20 protein-coding genes are annotated in these 19,906 nt (G+C 61.4%); 17 read left to right on the top strand and 3 right to left on the bottom strand.

Annotation, left to right across the window (positions count from 1 at the left end):
- Positions 1-106: 106 nt before the first annotated feature.
- Positions 107-1,051 carry a LysR family transcriptional regulator gene (locus tag ADK28_RS20925; RefSeq protein WP_033638786.1) on the bottom strand — a complete coding sequence of 315 codons (945 nt, stop codon included), beginning with the start codon at positions 1,049-1,051 and terminating at the stop codon, positions 107-109.
- A gap of 118 nt (positions 1,052-1,169) precedes the next feature.
- Between ADK28_RS20925 and ADK28_RS20920 the strand changes: the two genes are divergently transcribed.
- The gene (locus ADK28_RS20920) at positions 1,170-2,162 is read left to right on the top strand and encodes an aldo/keto reductase (protein ID WP_048796562.1); all 993 of its coding nucleotides are present in this window, start codon (positions 1,170-1,172) and stop codon (positions 2,160-2,162) included.
- Between the two features lie 51 nt (positions 2,163-2,213).
- Here ADK28_RS20920 and rsmC read toward each other — a convergent pair whose 3' ends face one another.
- Positions 2,214-3,254 carry a 16S rRNA (guanine(1207)-N(2))-methyltransferase RsmC gene (gene rsmC / locus ADK28_RS20915; RefSeq protein ID WP_048796561.1) on the bottom strand — a complete coding sequence of 347 codons (1,041 nt, stop codon included), beginning with the start codon at positions 3,252-3,254 and terminating at the stop codon, positions 2,214-2,216.
- 146 nt (positions 3,255-3,400) lie between these two features.
- Here rsmC and ADK28_RS20910 point away from each other — a divergent pair, with 146 nt between their 5' ends.
- The 13 genes from ADK28_RS20910 to deoD all read left to right on the top strand — a co-directional run bounded on the left by ADK28_RS20910 (position 3,401) and on the right by deoD (position 15,901).
- Positions 3,401-3,838, top strand: coding sequence for a DNA polymerase III subunit psi (locus ADK28_RS20910; protein WP_016929171.1), 438 nt, complete (start codon positions 3,401-3,403; stop codon positions 3,836-3,838).
- Positions 3,783-4,226 (top strand): ribosomal protein S18-alanine N-acetyltransferase, encoded by a 444-nt coding sequence (gene rimI, locus ADK28_RS20905; RefSeq protein WP_048796560.1) that lies wholly within the window; start codon positions 3,783-3,785, stop codon positions 4,224-4,226. The genes ADK28_RS20910 and rimI overlap by 56 nt, the downstream gene beginning before the upstream one ends.
- Positions 4,227-4,377: 151 nt before the next feature.
- Complete coding sequence (prfC, locus tag ADK28_RS20900) at positions 4,378-5,967, top strand: peptide chain release factor 3 (RefSeq protein ID WP_048796559.1); 1,590 nt, start codon at positions 4,378-4,380, stop codon at positions 5,965-5,967.
- Positions 5,968-6,483: 516 nt separating this feature from the next.
- Positions 6,484-7,098 (top strand): molecular chaperone OsmY, encoded by a 615-nt coding sequence (gene osmY / locus ADK28_RS20895; RefSeq protein WP_048796558.1) that lies wholly within the window; start codon positions 6,484-6,486, stop codon positions 7,096-7,098.
- 161 nt (positions 7,099-7,259) lie between these two features.
- Positions 7,260-7,421, top strand: coding sequence for a DUF1328 domain-containing protein (locus ADK28_RS29485; RefSeq protein ID WP_004933089.1), 162 nt, complete (start codon positions 7,260-7,262; stop codon positions 7,419-7,421).
- 68 nt (positions 7,422-7,489) lie between these two features.
- The gene (locus tag ADK28_RS20890) at positions 7,490-7,675 is read left to right on the top strand and encodes a CsbD family protein (RefSeq protein ID WP_025305210.1); all 186 of its coding nucleotides are present in this window, start codon (positions 7,490-7,492) and stop codon (positions 7,673-7,675) included.
- Between the two features lie 10 nt (positions 7,676-7,685).
- Positions 7,686-8,804, top strand: a complete 1,119-nt coding sequence (locus tag ADK28_RS20885; RefSeq protein ID WP_048796557.1) for a patatin-like phospholipase family protein — start codon at positions 7,686-7,688, stop codon at positions 8,802-8,804.
- The gene (locus tag ADK28_RS20880) at positions 8,801-9,583 is read left to right on the top strand and encodes a metal-dependent hydrolase (protein WP_004933080.1); all 783 of its coding nucleotides are present in this window, start codon (positions 8,801-8,803) and stop codon (positions 9,581-9,583) included. The genes ADK28_RS20885 and ADK28_RS20880 overlap by 4 nt, the downstream gene beginning before the upstream one ends.
- Before the next feature lie 183 nt (positions 9,584-9,766).
- A complete protein-coding gene (locus ADK28_RS20875; protein ID WP_004933076.1) occupies positions 9,767-11,044 on the top strand; it encodes a NupC/NupG family nucleoside CNT transporter in 1,278 nt (425 codons plus the stop codon).
- A 370-nt stretch (positions 11,045-11,414) separates the two neighbouring features.
- Positions 11,415-12,194, top strand: a complete 780-nt coding sequence (gene deoC / locus ADK28_RS20870; RefSeq protein ID WP_016929165.1) for a deoxyribose-phosphate aldolase — start codon at positions 11,415-11,417, stop codon at positions 12,192-12,194.
- Between the two features lie 66 nt (positions 12,195-12,260).
- Positions 12,261-13,586, top strand: coding sequence for a thymidine phosphorylase (gene deoA, locus ADK28_RS20865; protein WP_048796556.1), 1,326 nt, complete (start codon positions 12,261-12,263; stop codon positions 13,584-13,586).
- Positions 13,587-13,779: 193 nt separating this feature from the next.
- Positions 13,780-15,003 carry a phosphopentomutase gene (gene deoB / locus ADK28_RS20860; protein ID WP_016929163.1) on the top strand — a complete coding sequence of 408 codons (1,224 nt, stop codon included), beginning with the start codon at positions 13,780-13,782 and terminating at the stop codon, positions 15,001-15,003.
- Between the two features lie 166 nt (positions 15,004-15,169).
- A complete protein-coding gene (gene deoD / locus ADK28_RS20855; protein WP_004933059.1) occupies positions 15,170-15,901 on the top strand; it encodes a purine-nucleoside phosphorylase in 732 nt (243 codons plus the stop codon).
- Positions 15,902-16,070: 169 nt separating this feature from the next.
- Here the strand turns inward: deoD and ADK28_RS20850 are convergent, their stop codons facing one another.
- A complete protein-coding gene (locus ADK28_RS20850; RefSeq protein WP_004933054.1) occupies positions 16,071-16,754 on the bottom strand; it encodes a YtjB family periplasmic protein in 684 nt (227 codons plus the stop codon).
- A gap of 110 nt (positions 16,755-16,864) precedes the next feature.
- On the opposite strand from ADK28_RS20850, the gene serB reads away from it, so the two are divergent.
- From serB to nadR, 3 genes are all read left to right on the top strand, one after another.
- Positions 16,865-17,842: a phosphoserine phosphatase gene (serB, locus tag ADK28_RS20845; RefSeq protein WP_016929162.1), complete on the top strand. Its 978-nt coding sequence runs from the start codon at positions 16,865-16,867 to the stop codon at positions 17,840-17,842.
- Positions 17,843-17,861: 19 nt separating this feature from the next.
- The gene (gene radA, locus ADK28_RS20840) at positions 17,862-19,247 is read left to right on the top strand and encodes a DNA repair protein RadA (RefSeq protein WP_028127870.1); all 1,386 of its coding nucleotides are present in this window, start codon (positions 17,862-17,864) and stop codon (positions 19,245-19,247) included.
- Positions 19,248-19,305: 58 nt separating this feature from the next.
- Positions 19,306-19,906 (top strand): multifunctional transcriptional regulator/nicotinamide-nucleotide adenylyltransferase/ribosylnicotinamide kinase NadR (nadR, locus tag ADK28_RS20835; RefSeq protein ID WP_048796555.1); only part of this gene is annotated, 601 nt, incomplete at its 3' end.

The raw sequence follows: 19,906 nt of genomic DNA, 5'->3' as shown, positions 1-19,906 counted from the left end.
AAGCTAGCGCGTCTACCAATTCCGCCACCTTCGCGTACCAGAAACATTACCGGAGTAACGTTACCACGGAGGCGAATTCTAGAGATTTTGGCGGGCACGTCAACAGTTATTTCCCCGCTTTGCGGGCGTTTGCTGGAAAAACAGCCATATCGCCGCTTTTCTGCTGGTCAAACAGCCAAATCAGCCAATCAATCAACACCCTGACCCGTGGCGCCAGGAAACGGCCGGGTGGATACATGATGTAAATCGGCATCGGCGGGGGCGGCGTGTCCGCCAGCACTTCCACCAGTTCGCCCTGTTCCAGCCAGGGGGCAAGCGAATAGCGCGCCGCCTGAATCAATCCCATGCCGGCCCGCGCGCCGGCGATGTAGGCGTCGGCGCCGCTGACGCTGAGCCGCGCGGGCAGCTCGCGCAGTTCCAGCTTGCCGCCGCGGCAGAATTCCAGCGGGTAATCGCGGTTGTTGGCCAGGGAAAAATACCCCACCGCGCGATGCGGTTCCAGGCGATCGATGTCGAGCGGCGTGCCGTGGGCCTGCAGATAAGCGGGGGAAGCGCAGGTGACCTGCGGCAGCTGGGCGATGCGCCGCGCTACCAGACTGTCGTCTTCGGTTTCCCAGGCGCGCAGCACGCAGTCCACGCCTTCGCGCAACAGATCGACGTGGGTGTCGTTGGCGCCCAGTGCCAGGGTGATGTCGGGATAACGCCGGTAAAAGTCGTCCAACGCCGGAATGACGATCTGGCGCGCCAGCGAATGGGGCATATCGATGCGCACCTTGCCGGACGGCTGCAGCTTATGGTGACTGAACAGCGTGTCCGCCTCCTCCAGCGCCCCCAGCAACTGCACGCAGCGTTGATAGTAGAGGCTGCCTTCACTGGTCACCTGCACCTGGCGGGTGGTGCGGATCAGCAGGCGCACGCCCAGCCGTTGTTCCAGCCGTTTCAACGCGTTGCTGACCGTGGCGCGCGGCAGCTGCAGGCGTTCGGCCGCCCGACTGAAGCTGCCCAGTTCGACGATGCGGGTAAAAATGCGCATGGCTTGAACCTGATCCATATCCACTCCGGATTGTTGGTGATTTTTGAACAGTGATGTGCAATCTGCATTATTTATCTTTGTCGCGTAAACAACCAGACTTTGCTGCGTTATCCATTCACCGCATGAGGGCAGCACAATGCAACAACGTAAACTCGGTTCCAACGGTCCCGTCGTCTCCGCCCTGGGGCTGGGGTGCATGGGCATGAGCGACTTCTACTCCACCGGCGCCGATCGGCAGGAAGCCATCGCCACGCTGCACCGGGCGCTGGAGTTGGGCGTCACGCTGCTCGACACCGCCGACATGTACGGGCCGCACACCAACGAAGAGCTGGTGGGGGAGGCGATCAAGGGCAAGCGGCAACAGGTGTTCCTGGCCACCAAGTTCGGCATTCTGCGCGATCCGGCGGATCCGTCGGCGCGCGGCGTCAGCAGCCGGCCCGAGTATATCCGGCGCTCGGTGGAAGGCAGCCTGCGGCGCTTGGGCGTGGAGGAGATCGATCTCTATTATCAGCACCGGGTCGATCCGCAAGTGCCGATCGAGGACGTCGTGGGCACGATGGCGGATCTGATCCGCGAAGGCAAGATCCGCCACATCGGCCTGAGCGAGGCGTCGGTCGCCACGCTGGAGCGGGCGCACAAGGTACATCCGATCACCGCGCTGCAGACCGAGTATTCGCTGTGGACGCGCGACGCCGAGCAGGGCGTACTGGCGGCCTGCGAGCGCCTGGGCATCGGCTTTGTGCCCTACAGCCCGTTAGGACGCGGTTTCCTCACCGGCGCTATCCGGCGGCCGGAGGATCTGGCCGAGGACGATTTCCGCCGTGGCAACCCGCGCTTCCAGGGGGAAAACTTCGCCCGCAACCTGGCGCTGGTGGAGAAGGTGAGCGAGCTGGCGGCGCAGAAGGGCGTCAAACCTTCACAGCTGGCGCTGGCCTGGGTATTGGCGCAGGGCGAACACATTGTGCCGATCCCCGGCACCAAACGCCGTCGCTATCTGGAAGAGAACGTCGCTGCGGCGGAGATCGCGCTGAGCGCGGCTGAACTGGCGGCGATAGAAGCGGTGTTTCCGCTGAGCGCGGCGGCCGGCGATCGCTACGGCGCGGAGTCGATGACCTACATCAACGGTTAAAAAAAAGCGCGGCCTGCAGGCCGCGCTCTGTCGTTTTCCGCCAACGGCGAATTATTTCTTCTTCGGCGCGCGCGGCGGGCGGCCGACGGTGGCCTGGTACACCTTGAAGCGGCCGTTTTGCGCCAGCACTTCGTGGCTGCCGAAGGTGGCGTCCAGAATGTCCGGGTAGGGCAGGAAGGCGTTGGCGACGATGCGCAGCTGGCCGCCGATCGGCAGGTGCTTCACCGCGCCGCGGATCAGCGTTTCGGCGGCGGTCAGGCTGGTCTGCAGCCCGTCGTGGAACGGCGGGTTGGAGATGATCATGTCGAAACGGCCGGTGATATCGGAGTAAACGTTGCTGACGATCACTTCGCCTTCGATGCCGTTGGCGGCCAGCGTTGCGCGGCTGGATTCCACCGCGGCGGCATTGACGTCGCTGAGGGTCAGTTTCACCTTCGGCGACAGCTTGGCCATCACCGAGGCCATCACGCCGGCGCCGCAGCCGATGTCCAGCACCTTGCCTTTCATGTGTTTTTCCAGCGTCGACAGCAGCAGCGAGCTGCCGACGTCCAGGCCGTCGCGGCTGAACACGCCCGGCAGCGTTTTCACTTCCAGATCGTGCAGCTGATAGCTGTCCCACCAGTCGTTCAGGTCGAACTCGGTCTGCGCGTCCAGGCGGCCGTGATACAGGCCGCAGCGGCGCGCGCTGTCGATTTTCGCCAGCGCAACGTGGCCTTCCAGCGTTGGCTCGGCGCTGCGCACGCCGCTGCGGTTTTCACCGACCACGAACACGTCCGCGCCTACCGGCAACAGCGCCAGGAGGTTGCACAGTTGGAATTGCGCCTCCTGCTTGCTCTTCGGCCAGTAGTAAACCAGCGTGTCGCAGTCGGCGACGAAAGCGGGATCGACGGTCAAACCGAACTGCACGTTATCGCCCATCGTCCGGTTCAGTAACTGCCAGTGATGGTATTGCTGTGTGTGGACGCGCACGTCCGCGGCCTCGAATTGGGCCGGCAGGCTGTCCTGCAGGTCGCCGGCAAACAGCACGCGGCGTTCGATAAATTCATCACTGTGGCGCAGCATGACTTCACTGGCGGGGGTTAATGCAGACATCAGATATTGGCTCCTGGAAATGAGACCGGGGATTATAGAGCTTTGTGGCGATATGTTCGACGGGTTTGTTGGCGCGGGCTGCACGGGTTTGTTAGCATAGCGCGGCGCATGGCAGGCATGGCGCACCACAACGGGTAGGAATCGGCATGGCATCAAAACGCGACTGGCTGTTACAACAACTGGGTATTACGCAGTGGACATTGCGCCGCCCGGGCGTGTTGCAGGGCGAAGTGGCGGTCAGTCTGCCGCCCGAGACGCGCCTGCTGGTGGTGGCGCAGACGCTGCCGGCGCCCGACGATCCGCTGTTTTGCGACGTGCTGCGCAGCCTGGGGCTGACGCCGGCGCAAACTTACAGCCTGACGCCGGAACAGGTGGCGATGCTGCCTGCAGAGACCGCATGTAACAGTTGGCGGCTGGGCGTAGCGGAGCCGCTCGCGGTCGCCGGCGCGCAGCTACACAGCCCGGCGCTGGCCGAGCTTTCTCAAGACGCGGGGGCCAAACGCGCCCTCTGGCAGCAGATTTGTCATCATGAACACGATTTCTACCCTGACGGCGGCCGACCTGGCCACGGCCTTCACCATTGAGCAAGCCAGCCACGCTTTCCCCTGGACGGAAACCACCTTTGCCAGCAATCAGGGCGATCGCTACCTTAACCTGAAGCTGAGCGCCGATGGGGAGATGGCGGGGTTCGCCATCACGCAGATCGTGCTGGACGAAGCCACGCTGTTCAACATCGCCATTCATCCGCAGCACCAGCGCCGGGGCTTTGGCCGCCTGCTGCTCAACGCGTTGATCGAACAGCTGGAGAGCCGCGGCGTGGTCACGCTGTGGCTGGAAGTCCGCGCCTCCAACCAGGCGGCGATCGCGCTGTATGAAGATCTCGGTTTCAACGAAGTCACCGTGCGCCGCAATTATTACCCGAGCGCCCAAGGCCGCGAAGACGCGATCGTGATGGCGCTGCCGCTGGGGTAATCAGCCCGGTCGGAAAAAGCATTGATTGTCACCGGTTGGCAAATCGGCGAAAATGCCCGGCTGTTATCTTTTATTCACCGCTTTGCCCGGCGCCGCGATCGGCGCGTTCTGATGATGTCGCAGGGCGGACTAACCGTAGAACCTGAAAACCATGTCTCCTAGTGAATTTGCCCGCGAAGTCTCCAAAAGAAGAACTTTCGCCATCATCTCGCACCCCGATGCCGGTAAAACCACCATTACCGAAAAAGTGCTGCTGTTCGGACAGGCGATCCAGACCGCCGGTACGGTAAAAGGCCGCGGCTCCAGCCAGCACGCCAAATCCGACTGGATGGAAATGGAAAAGCAGCGTGGGATCTCGATCACCACCTCGGTGATGCAGTTCCCGTATCGCGACAGCCTGGTCAACCTGCTGGACACCCCGGGGCACGAAGACTTCTCCGAAGATACGTATCGCACCCTGACCGCGGTCGACTGCTGTCTGATGGTGATCGACGCCGCCAAGGGCGTTGAGGATCGCACCCGCAAGCTGATGGAAGTCACCCGCCTGCGCGACACGCCGATCCTGACCTTCATGAACAAGCTGGACCGCGACATCCGCGATCCGATGGAGGTGATGGATGAAGTCGAACGCGAACTGAAGATCGCCTGTTCGCCCATCACCTGGCCGATCGGCTGCGGCAAGCTGTTCAAGGGCGTTTACCACCTGTACAAGGATGAAACCTACCTGTACCAGACCGGTAAAGGCCACACCATTCAGGAAGTGCGCATCGTCAAGGGCCTGAACAACCCTGAGCTGGATGCGGCGGTGGGCGAAGATCTGGCGGCGCAGCTGCGCGATGAGCTGGAATTGGTGCAGGGCGCTTCTCACGAGTTCGATCAGGAGGCTTTCCTGAGCGGCGAGCTGACGCCGGTGTTCTTCGGTACCGCACTCGGCAACTTCGGCGTGGATCATATGCTGGACGGCCTGGTGGCCTGGGCGCCGGCGCCGATGCCGCGCAAAACCGACACCCGCGAAGTGACGGCGGCGGAAGAGAAATTCACCGGCTTTGTGTTCAAGATCCAGGCCAATATGGATCCGAAGCACCGCGACCGCGTGGCCTTTATGCGCGTGGTTTCCGGCCGTTATGAGAAGGGCATGAAGCTGCGCCAGGTGCGCACCGGCAAAGACGTGGTGATCTCCGACGCGCTGACCTTTATGGCCGGCGACCGTTCGCACGTGGAAGAAGCCTACCCGGGCGACATCATCGGTCTGCACAACCATGGCACCATTCAGATCGGCGATACCTTCACCCAGGGTGAAGACATGAAGTTCACCGGCATCCCGAACTTCGCGCCGGAACTGTTCCGCCGCATCCGCCTGCGCGATCCGCTGAAGCAGAAACAGCTGTTGAAGGGGTTGGTGCAGTTGTCCGAAGAGGGCGCGGTGCAGGTGTTCCGCCCGATCGCCAACAACGATCTGATCGTCGGTGCGGTCGGCGTGCTGCAGTTCGACGTGGTGGTGGCGCGTTTGAAGAGCGAGTACAACGTGGAAGCGCTGTATGAGTCGGTCAACGTGTCGACGGCGCGCTGGGTTGAGTGCGACGACATGAAGAAGTTCGAAGAGTTCAAGCGCAAGAACGAGATCAACCTGGCGCTGGACGGTGGGGACAACCTGTCCTACATCGCGCCGACCATGGTGAACCTCAACCTGACGCAGGAACGCTATCCTGACGTGACCTTCCGCAAAACCCGCGAACACTGATCAATCGGCAGGGCGCCCGGTGCGCCCTGCCAGCTCCCCGTATTCTCACTCCGCTAATTAATAAAACTTCCTCATATTTATCCTGCGAATCGACATCGCCAAGGCGAGACGCGATTGGCCTGCGTTTTCCGCCGCATGGTCTATCTTTAACGAGATGTCCGCACATTGCTTGAGAGTAAATCACTGCAATACGCTGATTGTTTGGTGAGTTATTCTGATGTGTTGCCGATAGGAGACAGTCTGTTTCCTTAAATATCAATGAGATGACTATTTTACCGTTTCGTGTCACTTAGTCTGTCGTCAATAGGCGACAGTTTTTTGATTAAAAATCCGACTCAACGCTTCTTTTTATTGATTTTAAAGGTGTTTATTGAGTTGGCACGGCTGTTGCACTATTCCTATCGTGAACGCTTAATCGTATAGCGATGATGAAGTATTTACCGAGAGGCCGCGTGAAGGCGGCTGAAGGGTTCCGGCGCTCTGGCGCTGCGAGCCCCCAACAAAAGGAAGAGATCGATGAAAAAGACCAAATTTGCACACTCGCTGATGGCTGTTGTTTTGGGTTCTGCTTTGGTGAGCGGCACTGCGCTGGCCGAAGACAGCCTGTTAAACAAGGCGTCTAACGCCGCGGATAGTGCCGGTGCCAAAATCGATAGCTCCATGAAAAAAGTTGACGGTTACATGGATGACAGCGCGATAACGGCTAAAGTTAAAAGTGCGTTGGTGGAAGATAAGACCATCAAAAGCGCTGACATTTCGGTGAAAACCGAAAAAGGCGCCGTGATCCTGAGCGGGTTTGTCGGCAGCCAGGCGCAGGCGGAACATGCGGTCGCGGTTGCCGGTAAGGTGGGAGGCGTCAAGACCGTTAGCGACAAGCTGCACGTGAAGGACGAAGCCAACCAGTCGATCAAATCGTATGCCGGCGACACCGCCACCACCAGCGAGCTGAAAGCCAAGCTGCTGGCCGATGACATCGTGCCGTCGCGCAATGTGAAAGTGGAAACCACCGATGGCGTGGTGCAGCTTTCCGGTGAGGTGAAAACGCAGGCGCAGTCTGAGCGTGCCGAAAGCATCGCCAAGGCCATCGACGGCGTGAAAAGCGTGAAAAACGACCTGGTGGTCAAGCCGTAATCCCGCCAGGCGCCCGTAACAAGTAACAACAAGCCGCATCTGTCGGGCCGTGAAGGCGGCCCGACATGTACCACCAAAAAAAGAAACTGATTTGCCGTCGACGTCCCGTTGTCGGGGCGGCAAACAGCAGAGAATTTTTTCACAATGGTAAGGAGAAGCTTATGTTTCGTTGGGGCATTATCTTTTTAGTCATCGCGCTTATCGCTGCGGCACTGGGATTCGGTTCGCTGGCGGGCACCGCCGCCTGGGCCGCCAAGGTGGTGTTCGTTGTCGGCATCATCCTGTTCCTGGTCAGCCTGTTCACCGGCCGTCGGCGCCCTTAGCCGGCCGGCATTTTCCCGTAAACTGTAACAAAGCTTAATTCCTTTTCTCACCTCGGGGAGGGCCGGCCATGAACAGCGACATCATCGTTGGGCGCTGGAAACAGCTGAAAGGCCAGGTATGGCAGGCGTGGGCCGAATGGTCCGGCAGCGATTGCGCCTGGCTGGCCGGCAGCAACGATTTCCTCGCCGGTGTACTGCAAGAGGATTACGGAAGAGAGCGAGACGCGGTATCCTCGGAGAAAACGTCTCACTGAGGATGCCAAGTTGGGATACAGAATACCCATCACGCTCGGCAATATAGAACCGCTGGCGTCTAAACCCTTTCGGCCAGGCAAGATGGCGCTGGTCTGCGAAGGCGGCGGCCAGCGCGGCATTTTCACCGCCGGCGTGCTGGACGAGTTTCAGCGCGCCGGCTTTAACCCTTTCGATCTGCTGATCGGCACATCGGCCGGCGCTCAGAATCTGTCTGCCTATATCTGCGGGCAGATGGGCTACGCGCGCCGGGTGATCACCCGTTACACCACTTCGGCACAGTTCTTCAATCCGCTGCGCTTCGTGCGCGGCGGGCATCTGATCGATCTCGATTGGCTGGTTGATACGGCGGCGGCGCAGATGCCGCTGGCGATGGACGTGGCGGAACAGCACTTTACCGACGGGCGCGAATTCCTGCTGTGCGCCTGCCGCAGCGACGATTTCGAACCGGCCTATCTGCCGGCGCAGCGCGAACGCTGGCTGCCGGCCATCAAGGCGTCCAGCGCCATTCCCGGCTTCTACCGTCAGGGCGTGGAGTTGGACGGCGTCAGCTATCAGGACGGCGGCATCAGCGATGCGATTCCGGTGGAAGAGGCCTATCGCCGCGGTGCCGACACCATCGTGGTGATCCGCACCGTGCCTTCGCAAATGTACTACACCCCGCAGTGGATGAAGCGTATGGAGCATTGGCTGAGCGACAGCAGCCTGCAGCAGATGGTGCGCATCCTGCAGCATCATGAGCAAAGCTATCACCGCATCCAGCGCTTTATCGAGAAGCCGCCGGGCAAGCTGCGCATCTTCGAGATCTTCCCGCCTAAGCCGCTGGCCAGCAATGCGCTGGGCAGCCGACTGGGGGCGCTCAATCAGGATTATCACCTGGGGCGCCGCTGCGGCCGCTACTTCCTGGCCACCGTCGGCCAGTGGATGGCGCAGCAGGAACCGGACGGCATCAAGGTGCGAAAATCGTTGTCGCGCCGCCTGATCCAGCCCGAGAATGTCAGAATGCCTTCGCCGATCGTGACCGACATCGCCATGTCGCCCGATCTCACGGCGCAGCCGGAGGCTGCGGTGGCGGCGCCGAAACTCATTCTGCCGGGCGATCTGCCGCCGGGTGAAGGGGGCGCGCTGTGAGCTACGCCTTTACCGACACCCACTGCCATTTCGATTTCCCACCCTTTACCGGACACGAGGCCGAAAGCCTGACGCGGGCGGCAAGCGCCGGCGTGCAGCGCATCATCGTCCCGACGGTCACTGCCGATCGCTTTGCGCGGGTGCTGCGGCTGGCGCAGGATCACGCGCCGCTGTTCGCCGCGCTGGGGCTGCACCCGCTGTATATCGCGCAGCATCATGAGCCGCAGCTGGAACAGTTGGCGGCGCTGTTGGCCGAACGGCCGCGCAAGCTGGTGGCGGTGGGGGAGATTGGGCTCGATCTGTATATGGACAACCCGCAGTTCGAGCGCCAGCAAAGCGTGCTGCTGGCCCAGCTGAGGCTGGCGAAACAGCATGACCTGCCGGTGATCCTGCACTCGCGCCGCACCCACGATCAGCTGGCCGCGGCGCTGCGGCGCATGCAACTGCCGCGCCGCGGCGTGGTGCACGGCTTCGCCGGCAGCCTGTCGCAGGCGCAGGCGTTTATCCGCCTCGGCTATTACATCGGTGTGGGCGGCACCATCACCTATGAGCGGGCGCAGAAAACGCGCGGCGTGATGGCGCAGCTGCCGCTTGAGGCGCTGCTGCTGGAGACGGATGCGCCGGACATGCCGCTGGCCGGCTATCAGGGGCAGCCGAATCGCCCCGAGCGCGCCGCCGAGGTGTTTCACACGCTGTGCGAGCTGCGGCCGGAACCGGCCGACGAGATCGCCGCTCACCTGCAACGCAATACCCAGTCACTGTTTGCCATGCCGGATTGACGAGCTTATAACGTGACCTGCGTCACGTTATAAGATTTTCATTTGCGTCTCGTTGTATACATTTGTGACATAAATCGGTGCGAGGGTGACCTCGCTCAGTATAATCCCCCCGAAACTCTCCAATAGCAGACCTCTCTTCATGAGCAGGGATGTATTTTATTTTTTGCAACAGGGAAACTTTGCATGCAACTCATCATGAGTCTGGTCGGTATGGCGGTGCTGATCGCCATTGCGGTGCTGCTCTCCAGCAACCGTCGGGCCATCAAATTGCGCACCGTCGTGTGGGCGTTCATCATTCAGGTCGGCATCGGCGCGCTGGTGCTGTACGTGCCGCTGGGCCGCAGCATCCTCGGCAGTATGTCTAACGGCGTGGCAAACGTTATCGCCTACGGCAATCAGGGCATTTCGTTCATCTTCGGCGGGCTGGTGTCCGACAAGATGTTCGAGGTGTTCGGCGGCGGCGGCTTCGTGTTCGCGCTGCGCGTCCTGCCGGTGATCGTGTTCTTCTCCTCGCTGATTGCGGTGCTGTACTACCTCGGCATCATGCAGTTGGTGATCCGCGTGCTGGGCGGCGGCCTGCACAAGCTGCTGGGCACCTCGCGCACCGAATCGCTGTCGGCGACCGCCAACATTTTCGTCGGCCAGACCGAAGCGCCGCTGGTGGTGCGCCCCTATATCGCCACCATGAGCCAGTCAGAACTGTTCGCCGTGATGTGCGGCGGCCTGGCTTCGGTAGCCGGTTCGGTGTTGGCGGGGTACGCGCAGATGGGCGTGCCGCTGGAATACCTGATCGCCGCATCCTTCATGGCCGCGCCGGGCGGGCTGCTGTTCGCCAAGCTGATGGTGCCGGAAACCGAGCAGACCCACGATAAAGACGATGCGATGAAGCTGATCGCCGAAGAGGATCGTCCGGCCAACGTGATCGATGCGGCGGCTTCCGGCGCGGCTTCCGGCATGCAGCTGGCGCTGAACGTCGGTGCGATGCTGCTGGCGTTTATCGCGCTGATCGCCTTGCTTAACGGCATTCTCGGCGGTATCGGCGGCTGGTTCGACTATCCGCAGCTGTCGCTTGAGCTGATCCTCGGCTGGGTGTTCTCACCGATCGCCTTCCTGATCGGCGTGCCGTGGAGCGAAGCGATGACCGCCGGTTCGTTCATCGGGCAGAAGATCATCGTCAACGAGTTCGTCGCCTACATGAACTTCGGCGCCTATCTGCGCCCGGATGACGTGGTGGCGGCGGAAGGCCTGCAGGTGCTGTCGACGCACACCAAGGCGATCATCTCCTTCGCGTTGTGCGGCTTCGCCAACCTCTCCTCGGTGGCGATCCTGCTGGGCGGTCTGGGCAGCATGGCGCCCAACCGTCGCCACGACATCGCGCGCTTCGGTCTGAAGGCCGTGGCGGCGGGCACGCTGTCCAACTTGATGAGTGCCACCATCGCCGGCTTCTTCCTGGCGCTGTAAGCCATCACGGAGCCCGCGACGGCGCGACCGATCGCGGGACTCCGCCTATACTCTAAGCAACGCGGATGCTTGCCGCATCCGCGATCTTCAGCCGCTTCTTTAGCGAATTTGTGAACGATATCGCGTTATTTTGTGATGCTCTTCACATATAATTCCGGTCTGTTACAGTGCTATTTCATATAGTGTGACGATGAACGCGAATCGCCTTCGGCATTCGTGTTCAAATAGCTATTACTGGCCGGCCGCAAGGCGGGTGGCCATGTGCGGTGAGAAGGATCTCAGTTGCCGCCGCGGGAACGCCGTTCCCCAGCGCTATCTTCATGGAACCAAGTCCGCTCGCCAACACCCAGGTACTCAGTTGGAGAGTTTTATGACCGAATTAACCGCAGCAGCGCAACGTGCGCTGAACTTGATGGATTTAACCACGCTGAATGATGATGACACCGACGAGAAAGTGATCGCGCTCTGTCGTCAGGCCAACAGCCCGGCCGGCCATACGGCGGCCATCTGCATCTACCCGCGTTTTATCCCGGTGGCGCGTAAGGCGCTGCGCGAGCAAGGCACGCCGGACATCCGCATCGCCACCGTGACCAACTTCCCGCATGGCAATGACGATATCGACATCGCGCTGGCGGAAACCCGCGCGGCGATCGCCTATGGCGCGGATGAAGTGGACGTGGTGTTCCCATACCGCGCGCTGATCGCCGGTAACGAACAGGTCGGCTTCGAGCTGGTGAAACAGTGCAAGCAGGCTTGCCAGGCGGCCAACGTGCTGCTGAAAGTGATCATCGAAACCGGTGAGCTGAAACAGGCCGATTTGATCCGCAAGGCGTCCGAGATCGCCATCAAGGCCGGGGCGGACTTTATCAAGACCTCCACCGGCAAGGTGCCGGTCAACGCCACCCTGGAGAGCGCCGAGCTGATGATGTCGGTGATCCGCGATATGGGCGTGGCGAAGACGGTGGGCTTCAAGCCGGCCGGCGGCGTGCGCACCGCGGAAGACGCGCTGCATTATCTGCAACTTGCCGATCGTATTCTGGGCGAAGGGTGGGCCGATGCGCGGCATTTCCGCTTTGGCGCTTCCAGCCTGCTGGCCAGCTTGCTGACCGCGCTGGGCCACCAGACCCAGACCGCCGGCGGCGGCTACTGATCGATTTCGTTGGCGGGCGCCAGGCGCGCCCGTCTGCACCGACTCTCGGCGACACAGGGGGATGCCTTGTTCCTGGCTCAAGAAATTATTCGTAAGAAACGCGACGGCCAGCCGTTAAGCGAAGCGGAAATCCGCTTTTTCATCAACGGCATTCGCGACAACGTGGTGTCGGAAGGGCAGATCGCCGCGCTGGCGATGACCATTTATTTCCATGACATGAGCATGCCGGAGCGCGTGGCGCTCACCATGGCGATGCGCGATTCCGGCACCGTGCTGGACTGGAAGAGTTTGGCGCTGAATGGCCCGATCGTCGACAAGCATTCGACCGGCGGCGTGGGCGACGTGACCTCGCTGATGCTCGGCCCGATGGTGGCGGCCTGCGGCGGCTATGTGCCGATGATCTCCGGCCGCGGCCTGGGGCATACCGGCGGCACGCTGGACAAACTGGAAGCCATTCCGGGCTTCAATATTTTCCCGGACGATAACGCCTTCCGCAAAATCATTCAGGACGTCGGCGTGGCGATCATCGGCCAGACCAGCTCGCTGGCGCCGGCGGACAAGCGTTTTTACGCCACCCGCGACATCACCGCCACCGTGGATTCGATCCCGCTGATCACCGCCTCCATTCTGGCCAAGAAACTGGCGGAAGGGCTGGATGCGCTGGTGATGGACGTGAAGGTTGGCTCGGGCGCCTTTATGCCGACCTATGCCCTGTCGCAAGATTTGGCGCAGGCGATCGTCGGCGTGGCCAACGGCGCGGGCTGCAAGACCACCGCGCTGCTGACCGACATGAACCAGGTGCTGGCTTCCAGCGCCGGCAACGCGGTGGAAGTGCGCGAAGCGGTGCGCTTCCTGACCGGCGAATACCGCAACCCGCGCCTGCTGGAAGTGACGCTGGCGCTGTGCGTGGAGATGCTGCTGTCCGGCGGCCTGGCGCAAGACGAGGCCGATGCGCGCGCCAAGCTGCAGGCGGTGCTGGACAACGGCAAAGCGGCTGAGGTGTTTGGCCGCATGGTGGCGGCGCAGCAAGGGCCGATAGACTTCGTCGAACGTTATGATAGCTATCTGCCGGCGGCAACGCTGAGCAAGCCGGTGTATGCTGAAAAGCCGGGCATCATCAGCGCCATGGATACCCGCGCGCTGGGTATGGCGGTGGTGTCGCTGGGCGGCGGCCGCCGCCGGGCGAGCGACGCCATCGATTACAGCGTTGGCCTGACCGAGGTAGCGCGTCTGGGCGATAAGGTAGATACCCAGCAACCGCTGGCGATGATCCACGCCAACGATGAAGAGAGCTGGCAGCTGGCGGCCGATGCGGTGCGCAGCGCAATGACGCTGAGCGACAAGGCGCCGGAAGCGACGCCGGTGGTGTATAAGCGCATCACTCAAGCGTGATGACCCTTGTTTTTCAAGCCGTACCGTTGTTGGCTGCACGCGTGCACCCCAGTCACTTACTTGAGTAAGCTCCTGGGGATACACGCGCTAGCCGCCTAGCTACAACTTGAAATCCATTGGGTATAAATTTAGAGAATAAGGGCGATTGCAGTTTTGCGGTCGCAATAGCGTGAGAACACGCAGGAGAGCACAGATGAAACGCACATTTATTATGGTATTGGACTCCTTCGGCATCGGCGCCAGCGAAGACGCCGAACGTTTTGGCGACCAGGGTTCCGACACCCTGGGCCACATCGCCGAGGTTTGCGCGCGCGGTGAAGCCAACGTGGGCCGCCAGGGCCCGCTGACGCTGCCTAACCTGAGCCGTCTGGGCCTCGGCAAAGCGGCGGAGGAGTCCACCGGCAACTTCCCGCAGGGGCTGGATCGCAACGCCGACATCATCGGTGCTTACGCTTACGCCAGCGAGCTCTCTTCCGGTAAAGACACGCCGTCGGGCCACTGGGAAATCGCCGGCGTGCCGGTGCTGTTCGACTGGGGCTACTTCAAGGACGAGCACAACAGCTTCCCGCAGGCGCTTCTGGACAAACTGGTCGAACGCGCCAATCTGCCGGGCTACCTGGGCAACTGCCACTCATCCGGCACCGTGATCCTCGATCAGCTGGGCGAAGAGCACATGAAAACCGGCAAGCCGATTTTCTACACCTCCGCTGACTCGGTGTTCCAGATCGCCTGCCATGAAGAAACCTTCGGCCTGGATCGTCTGTATGAGCTGTGCGAAATCGCGCGTGAAGAGCTGACCGAAGGCGGTTACAACATCGGTCGCGTGATCGCGCGTCCGTTCGTCGGCGATAAGCCGGGCCACTTCCAGCGCACCGGCAACCGCCACGATCTGGCGGTAGAGCCGCCGGCGCCGACCGTGCTGAAAAAGCTGGTGGACGAGAAGGGCGGCGAAGTGGTGTCGATCGGTAAAATCGCCGACATCTACGCCAACGTCGGCATCACCAAGAAGGTGAAGGCGACCGGCATCGATGCTCTGTTTGACGCGACCCTGATTGAAATGGAAAAGGCCGGCGACAACACCATCGTGTTCACCAACTTCGTGGACTTCGACTCCTCTTACGGCCACCGCCGCGACGTGGCGGGGTACGCCGCCGCGCTGGAGCTGTTCGACCGCCGCCTGCCGGAGCTGCTGAAGCTGGTGAAAGACGAAGACATCATCATCTTCACCGCCGACCACGGCTGCGATCCGACCTGGCCGGGCACCGACCACACCCGCGAGCACATCCCGGTGCTGGTTTACGGCCCGAAAGTGAAGCCGGGCTCGCTGGGCCACCGCGAGACCTTCGCCGACATCGGCCAGACCGTCGCCAATTATTTTGGCCTGTCGCCGATGGATTACGGTAAGACCATGTTCTAAGCCCTGTCTTTCAAGCCGCAGCGTTGTTAGCTTCACGCGTGAACCCCAGTCGCTTACTCAAGTAAGTTCCTGGGGATTCACCCGCTAGCTGCCTGGCTGCAACTCGAAATTCAAGGCTTAGATGTTTGACGTTTTTATTAAATAAGATTTCTAAAGGAAGAAAATTATGGCTACGCCGCACATTAATGCTGAGATGGGTGATTTCGCTGACGTAGTACTGATGCCGGGCGACCCGCTGCGCGCAAAATACATCGCCGAAACCTTCCTGGAAGGCGCGGTGGAAGTGAACAACGTGCGCGGCATGTTGGGCTTCACCGGCACCTACAAAGGCCGCCGCATCTCCGTAATGGGCCACGGCATGGGCATCCCGTCCTGCTCCATCTATGCGCGCGAGCTGATTGCCGAATTCGGCGTGAAGAAGATCATTCGCGTCGGTTCCTGCGGCGCGGTGCGTGACGATATCAAACTGCGTGACGTGGTGATCGGCATGGGCGCGTGCACCGACTCCAAGGTGAACCGTCTGCGCTTCAAGGATAACGACTACGCGGCGATCGCCGACTTCGACATGGTGCGCAACGCGGTCGACGCGGCGGCTGCGCAGGGCATCCCGGCGCGCGTGGGCAACATCTTCTCCGCCGATCTGTTCTACACCCCGGATCCGGACATGTTCCAGGTGATGAAGAAGTACGGCATCCTGGGCGTGGAAATGGAAGCGGCCGGCATCTACGGCGTGGCGGCGGAGCTGTACGAAGAGTTCGGCTGTAAGGCGCTGACCATCTGCACCGTGTCCGACCACATCCTGCGTCACGAAGCGACCACGGCGGCGGAACGCCAGACCACCTTTAACGAAATGATCGTTATCGCGCTGGAATCCGTGCTGCTGGGCGACAAAGCGTAATACCGCGGCGGGCGTCGTCATGGCGCCCGCCCGTCAATCTATTCATTCCGCTTGGCCAGTTTTGGCTAACGCTTTACCTTTCAATTGGTTGTGGATCCCGTTGTTACGGACAATCTATTCACCGAAAGGACAAGAAATCGGCACGAACGCATTCAACGCCTGGCCTGAGTTATTCCTTCTTCGGCGCCTCCTGCTTTGTTTCCGGCGCATCCTCTTCGTCGTCTTCCACCGTATTGCCTTCTTCCAGTGGCGTGTTGGCGGTCAACAGGTACGGCGACTGCTGCCAGCGGCTGCGGCGGTGTTGCAGCAGGGTACGCGCCAGAATGATGCCGATCGCCAGCGCCAGCAGGATCATCAGGCGCAGCAGGTTGGTGGTGTTGTCCACCTGCTTGGATTCGGTCGCCAGCACGTGGGTGTCGAGGGTGATGCGGATAAAGCCGATCGGGCCGTCTTTGCCCTGAATGGATTCGACCAACTGGTGGTTGAAGTAGCTGCCGGCGCGTTTGCCGTCGAGCGACAGGCGATCGCGTATACTTATCTGTTCCCCGGCGTGGGAGACCAGCGTGCCATCCAACTGATACACGCTGACGTCGAGAATGCGGCTGTGATCGGTGAGCTGCTTGAGGATGGCGTCGATGCGCGGGTTGTTGCCGTCGTCGTCCAGCAGCGGCGCCAGGCTGTAGGCGACCTGTTTGGTCAGCGTCTGCGCCAACTCTTCCACCTGCTCGGATCGCGCCATTTGGTGACTCAGGCTAAAATAAGAGGCGCCCTGCATCAGCAGCACCAGCAAAGCCAGGCAAATCAGGATAATAGCGGTGCGGTGCAGGCGAAATTTCAGTTTAGCGCGAGCCATGCAGGTTCCTTGGGCATCGGGGACACTTTATGTTGCCAGAACCGCTGGCGATAGGATAGCTTGATGCGTCGTTTTATCATGCAGCGTTTTTGTCCATTCAGGAGTCAATGATGTCAAACAGTCTGACCTATTGCGATCTTCCGGCGGAGATCTCTCAATGGCCGGGTCTTCCCCTTTCGCTCAGCGGCGACGAAGTGATGCCGCTGGACTACCGGGCGGGCAATACCGGGTGGCTGTTATACGGCAGAAAGCTGGACAAGGCGCGCATTACGCAATTCCAACGCAAGCTGGGCGCGGCGATGGTGATCGTCACCGCCTGGGGCGTGGACGACTATCAGGTCGTGCGCCTGGCGGGCACCTTGACGCCGCGCGCCAAGCTGCTGGCGGCGGAGAGCGGGCTGGACGTGGCGCCGCTCGGCAAGATCCCGCACCTGCGCACGCCGGGGCTGCTGGTGATGGATATGGATTCGACGGCGATCGAGATCGAATGCATCGATGAGATCGCCAAGCTGGCGGGCGTCGGCGAACAGGTGGCGGAAGTCACCGAACGCGCGATGCGCGGCGAGCTGGACTTTACCGCCAGCCTGCGCCAGCGCGTCGGCACGCTGAAAGGGGCCGACGCCAACATCCTCAAGCAGGTGCGCGACGAGCTGCCGCTGATGCCGGGGCTGACCAGCCTGGTGGGCAAGCTGCAGGCGATGGGTTGGCATGTGGCGATCGCCTCCGGCGGTTTCACCTACTACGCCGAATACCTGCGTAACCGGCTGCGGCTGGTGGCGGCGGCGGCCAACGAGCTGGAGATCCGCGACGGCAAGCTGACCGGCGAAGTGCTGGGGCCGGTGGTGGACGCGCAGTTCAAAGCCGATACGCTGCTGCGGCTGGCGGAGAAGCTGGAGATCCCGCTGGCGCAGACCGTGGCCATCGGCGACGGCGCCAACGATTTGAAAATGATGCAGGCGGCGGGGTTGGGCATCGCCTACCACGCCAAGCCGAAAGTGTATGAAAAAGCGCAGGTGGCGATCCGGCATGCGGATCTGATGGGCGTGCTGTGTATTCTCACCGGCAGTCTGAAACACGAAGTGCGATAACGAAAGATTGAGGTAAGACGTGGCAAAAGCGGCAAAACGGGCATTTGTGTGCAATGAGTGCGGGGCGGACTATCCGCGTTGGCAGGGGCAGTGCAGCGCCTGTCAGGCCTGGAACACCATCACGGAAGTGCGTTTGGCCGCGTCGCCCGCAGCGGCGCGCAACGATCGCCTCAGCGGCTATGCCGGCGACGCCGGCGTCAGCAAGGTGCAGAAGCTGTCGGAAATCAGCCTGGAGGCGCTGCCGCGCTTCACCACCGGCTTTCTCGAATTCGACCGCGTGCTGGGCGGCGGCGTGGTGCCCGGCAGCGCCATTCTGATCGGCGGCAACCCCGGCGCCGGCAAGAGCACCTTGTTGCTGCAGGTGCTGTGCAAACTGTCTGAACAGATGAAAACCCTGTACGTCACCGGCGAGGAATCGCTGCAGCAGGTGGCGATGCGCGCCCACCGTCTGGGGCTGCCGACCGGCGGCCTGAACATGCTGTCGGAAACCAGCATCGAGCAGATCTGCCTGATCGCCGAGCAGGAACAGCCGAAGCTGATGGTGATCGACTCGATTCAGGTGATGCACATGGCGGACATTCAGTCTTCGCCGGGCAGCGTGGCGCAGGTGCGGGAAACCGCCGCCTACCTGACGCGCTTCGCCAAGACGCGCGGCGTGGCGATCGTGATGGTCGGCCACGTCACCAAAGACGGCTCGCTGGCCGGGCCGAAAGTGCTGGAACACTGCATCGACTGTTCGGTGCTGCTGGACGGCGACGCCGATTCCCGCTTCCGCACCCTGCGCAGCCACAAGAACCGCTTCGGCGCGGTCAACGAGCTGGGGGTGTTCGCCATGACCGAACAGGGGCTGCGCGAAGTCAGCAACCCGTCGGCGATCTTCCTTAGCCGCGGCGATGAAGTCACTTCCGGCAGCTCGGTGATGGTGGTGTGGGAAGGCACCCGGCCGCTGTTGGTGGAGATCCAGGCGCTGGTGGATCACTCGATGATGTCCAACCCGCGCCGCGTGGCGGTGGGCCTGGAACAGAACCGGTTGGCGATCCTGCTGGCGGTGCTGCACCGGCACGGCGGGCTGCAGATGTCGGATCAGGACGTGTTCGTCAACGTGGTCGGCGGGGTGAAGGTCAGCGAGACCAGCGCCGACCTGGCGCTGCTGATGTCGCTGGTCTCAAGCCTGCGCGATCGGCCGCTGCCGAACGATCTGGTGGTGTTCGGCGAAGTGGGGCTGGCGGGGGAGATCCGCCCGGTGCCGAGCGGCCAGGAGCGCATCTCCGAAGCGGCCAAGCACGGCTTCAAGCGCGCCATCGTGCCGCACGGCAATATGCCGAAAAAGCCGCCGGCCAACATGCAGGTGTTCGGGGTCAAGAAGCTGGCGGACGCGCTGGACGTGCTGGAAGGGTTTTATTAATGTCGCCGACGGCGAGCAAGATATGCTATTTTGTTTAGCATATTAAACGGAGGTGGCCATGCCGCAATTTGATTACCTGAAGACGTCCATCAAGCAAAAGGGCTGCACGCTGCAGCAGGTGGCGGATGCCAGCGGCATGACCAAGGGCTATCTGAGCCAGCTGTTGAACGACAAAATCAAAAGCCCGAGCGCGCAAAAACTTGAGGCGCTGCACCGTTTTCTCGGGCTGGAGTTCCCGCGCAAAGAGGTTAAAGTCGGCGTGGTGTTTGGTAAATTTTACCCGCTGCATACCGGCCACATCTATCTGATCCAGCGCGCCTGCAGCCAGGTGGACGAGTTGCACGTTATTTTGTGCCACGACGAACCTCGCGACCGCGAGCTGTTCGAGAACAGTTCAATGTCGCAACAGCCGACGGTCAGCGATCGCCTGCGCTGGCTGCTGCAGACCTTCAAGTACCAGAAAAACATCCATATCCACTCGTTCGACGAGCAGGGCATCGAACCCTATCCGCACGGCTGGAACGTGTGGAGCGACGGCATGAAGGCCTTTATGGAACAGAAGGGGATCGTGCCGAGCTTCATTTATTCCAGCGAAGCGCAGGATGCGCCGCGCTACCGCGAGCATCTGGGCATCGAAACCATTTTGGTCGATCCCGAGC

The sequence above is a fragment of the Serratia sp. 506_PEND genome (genome assembly GCF_001076875.1).
GTDB classification, from domain to species: domain Bacteria; phylum Pseudomonadota; class Gammaproteobacteria; order Enterobacterales; family Enterobacteriaceae; genus Serratia; species Serratia marcescens.
Note: the sequence above shows the minus strand (reverse complement) of the source record. Positions and strands in the feature narration are given on the sequence as shown.

Excerpts from the sequence above, each read along its gene's own strand:
- ADK28_RS20910 (WP_016929171.1), top strand. The coding sequence starts at position 3,401 with ATGGCATCAAAACGCGACTGGCTGTTACAACAACTGGGTATTACGCAG.
- ADK28_RS20850 (WP_004933054.1), bottom strand. The coding sequence starts at position 16,754 with ATGGCTCGCGCTAAACTGAAATTTCGCCTGCACCGCACCGCTATTATC.
- osmY (WP_048796558.1), top strand. The coding sequence starts at position 6,484 with ATGAAAAAGACCAAATTTGCACACTCGCTGATGGCTGTTGTTTTGGGT.
- deoC (WP_016929165.1), top strand. The coding sequence starts at position 11,415 with ATGACCGAATTAACCGCAGCAGCGCAACGTGCGCTGAACTTGATGGAT.
- rimI (WP_048796560.1), top strand. The coding sequence starts at position 3,783 with ATGAACACGATTTCTACCCTGACGGCGGCCGACCTGGCCACGGCCTTC.
- ADK28_RS20875 (WP_004933076.1), top strand. The coding sequence starts at position 9,767 with ATGCAACTCATCATGAGTCTGGTCGGTATGGCGGTGCTGATCGCCATT.
- ADK28_RS20920 (WP_048796562.1), top strand. The coding sequence starts at position 1,170 with ATGCAACAACGTAAACTCGGTTCCAACGGTCCCGTCGTCTCCGCCCTG.
- deoD (WP_004933059.1), top strand. The coding sequence starts at position 15,170 with ATGGCTACGCCGCACATTAATGCTGAGATGGGTGATTTCGCTGACGTA.
- prfC (WP_048796559.1), top strand. The coding sequence starts at position 4,378 with ATGTCTCCTAGTGAATTTGCCCGCGAAGTCTCCAAAAGAAGAACTTTC.
- deoB (WP_016929163.1), top strand. The coding sequence starts at position 13,780 with ATGAAACGCACATTTATTATGGTATTGGACTCCTTCGGCATCGGCGCC.
- rsmC (WP_048796561.1), bottom strand. The coding sequence starts at position 3,254 with ATGTCTGCATTAACCCCCGCCAGTGAAGTCATGCTGCGCCACAGTGAT.
- serB (WP_016929162.1), top strand. The coding sequence starts at position 16,865 with ATGTCAAACAGTCTGACCTATTGCGATCTTCCGGCGGAGATCTCTCAA.
- ADK28_RS20925 (WP_033638786.1), bottom strand. The coding sequence starts at position 1,051 with ATGGATCAGGTTCAAGCCATGCGCATTTTTACCCGCATCGTCGAACTG.
- ADK28_RS20890 (WP_025305210.1), top strand. The coding sequence starts at position 7,490 with ATGAACAGCGACATCATCGTTGGGCGCTGGAAACAGCTGAAAGGCCAG.
- ADK28_RS29485 (WP_004933089.1), top strand. The coding sequence starts at position 7,260 with ATGTTTCGTTGGGGCATTATCTTTTTAGTCATCGCGCTTATCGCTGCG.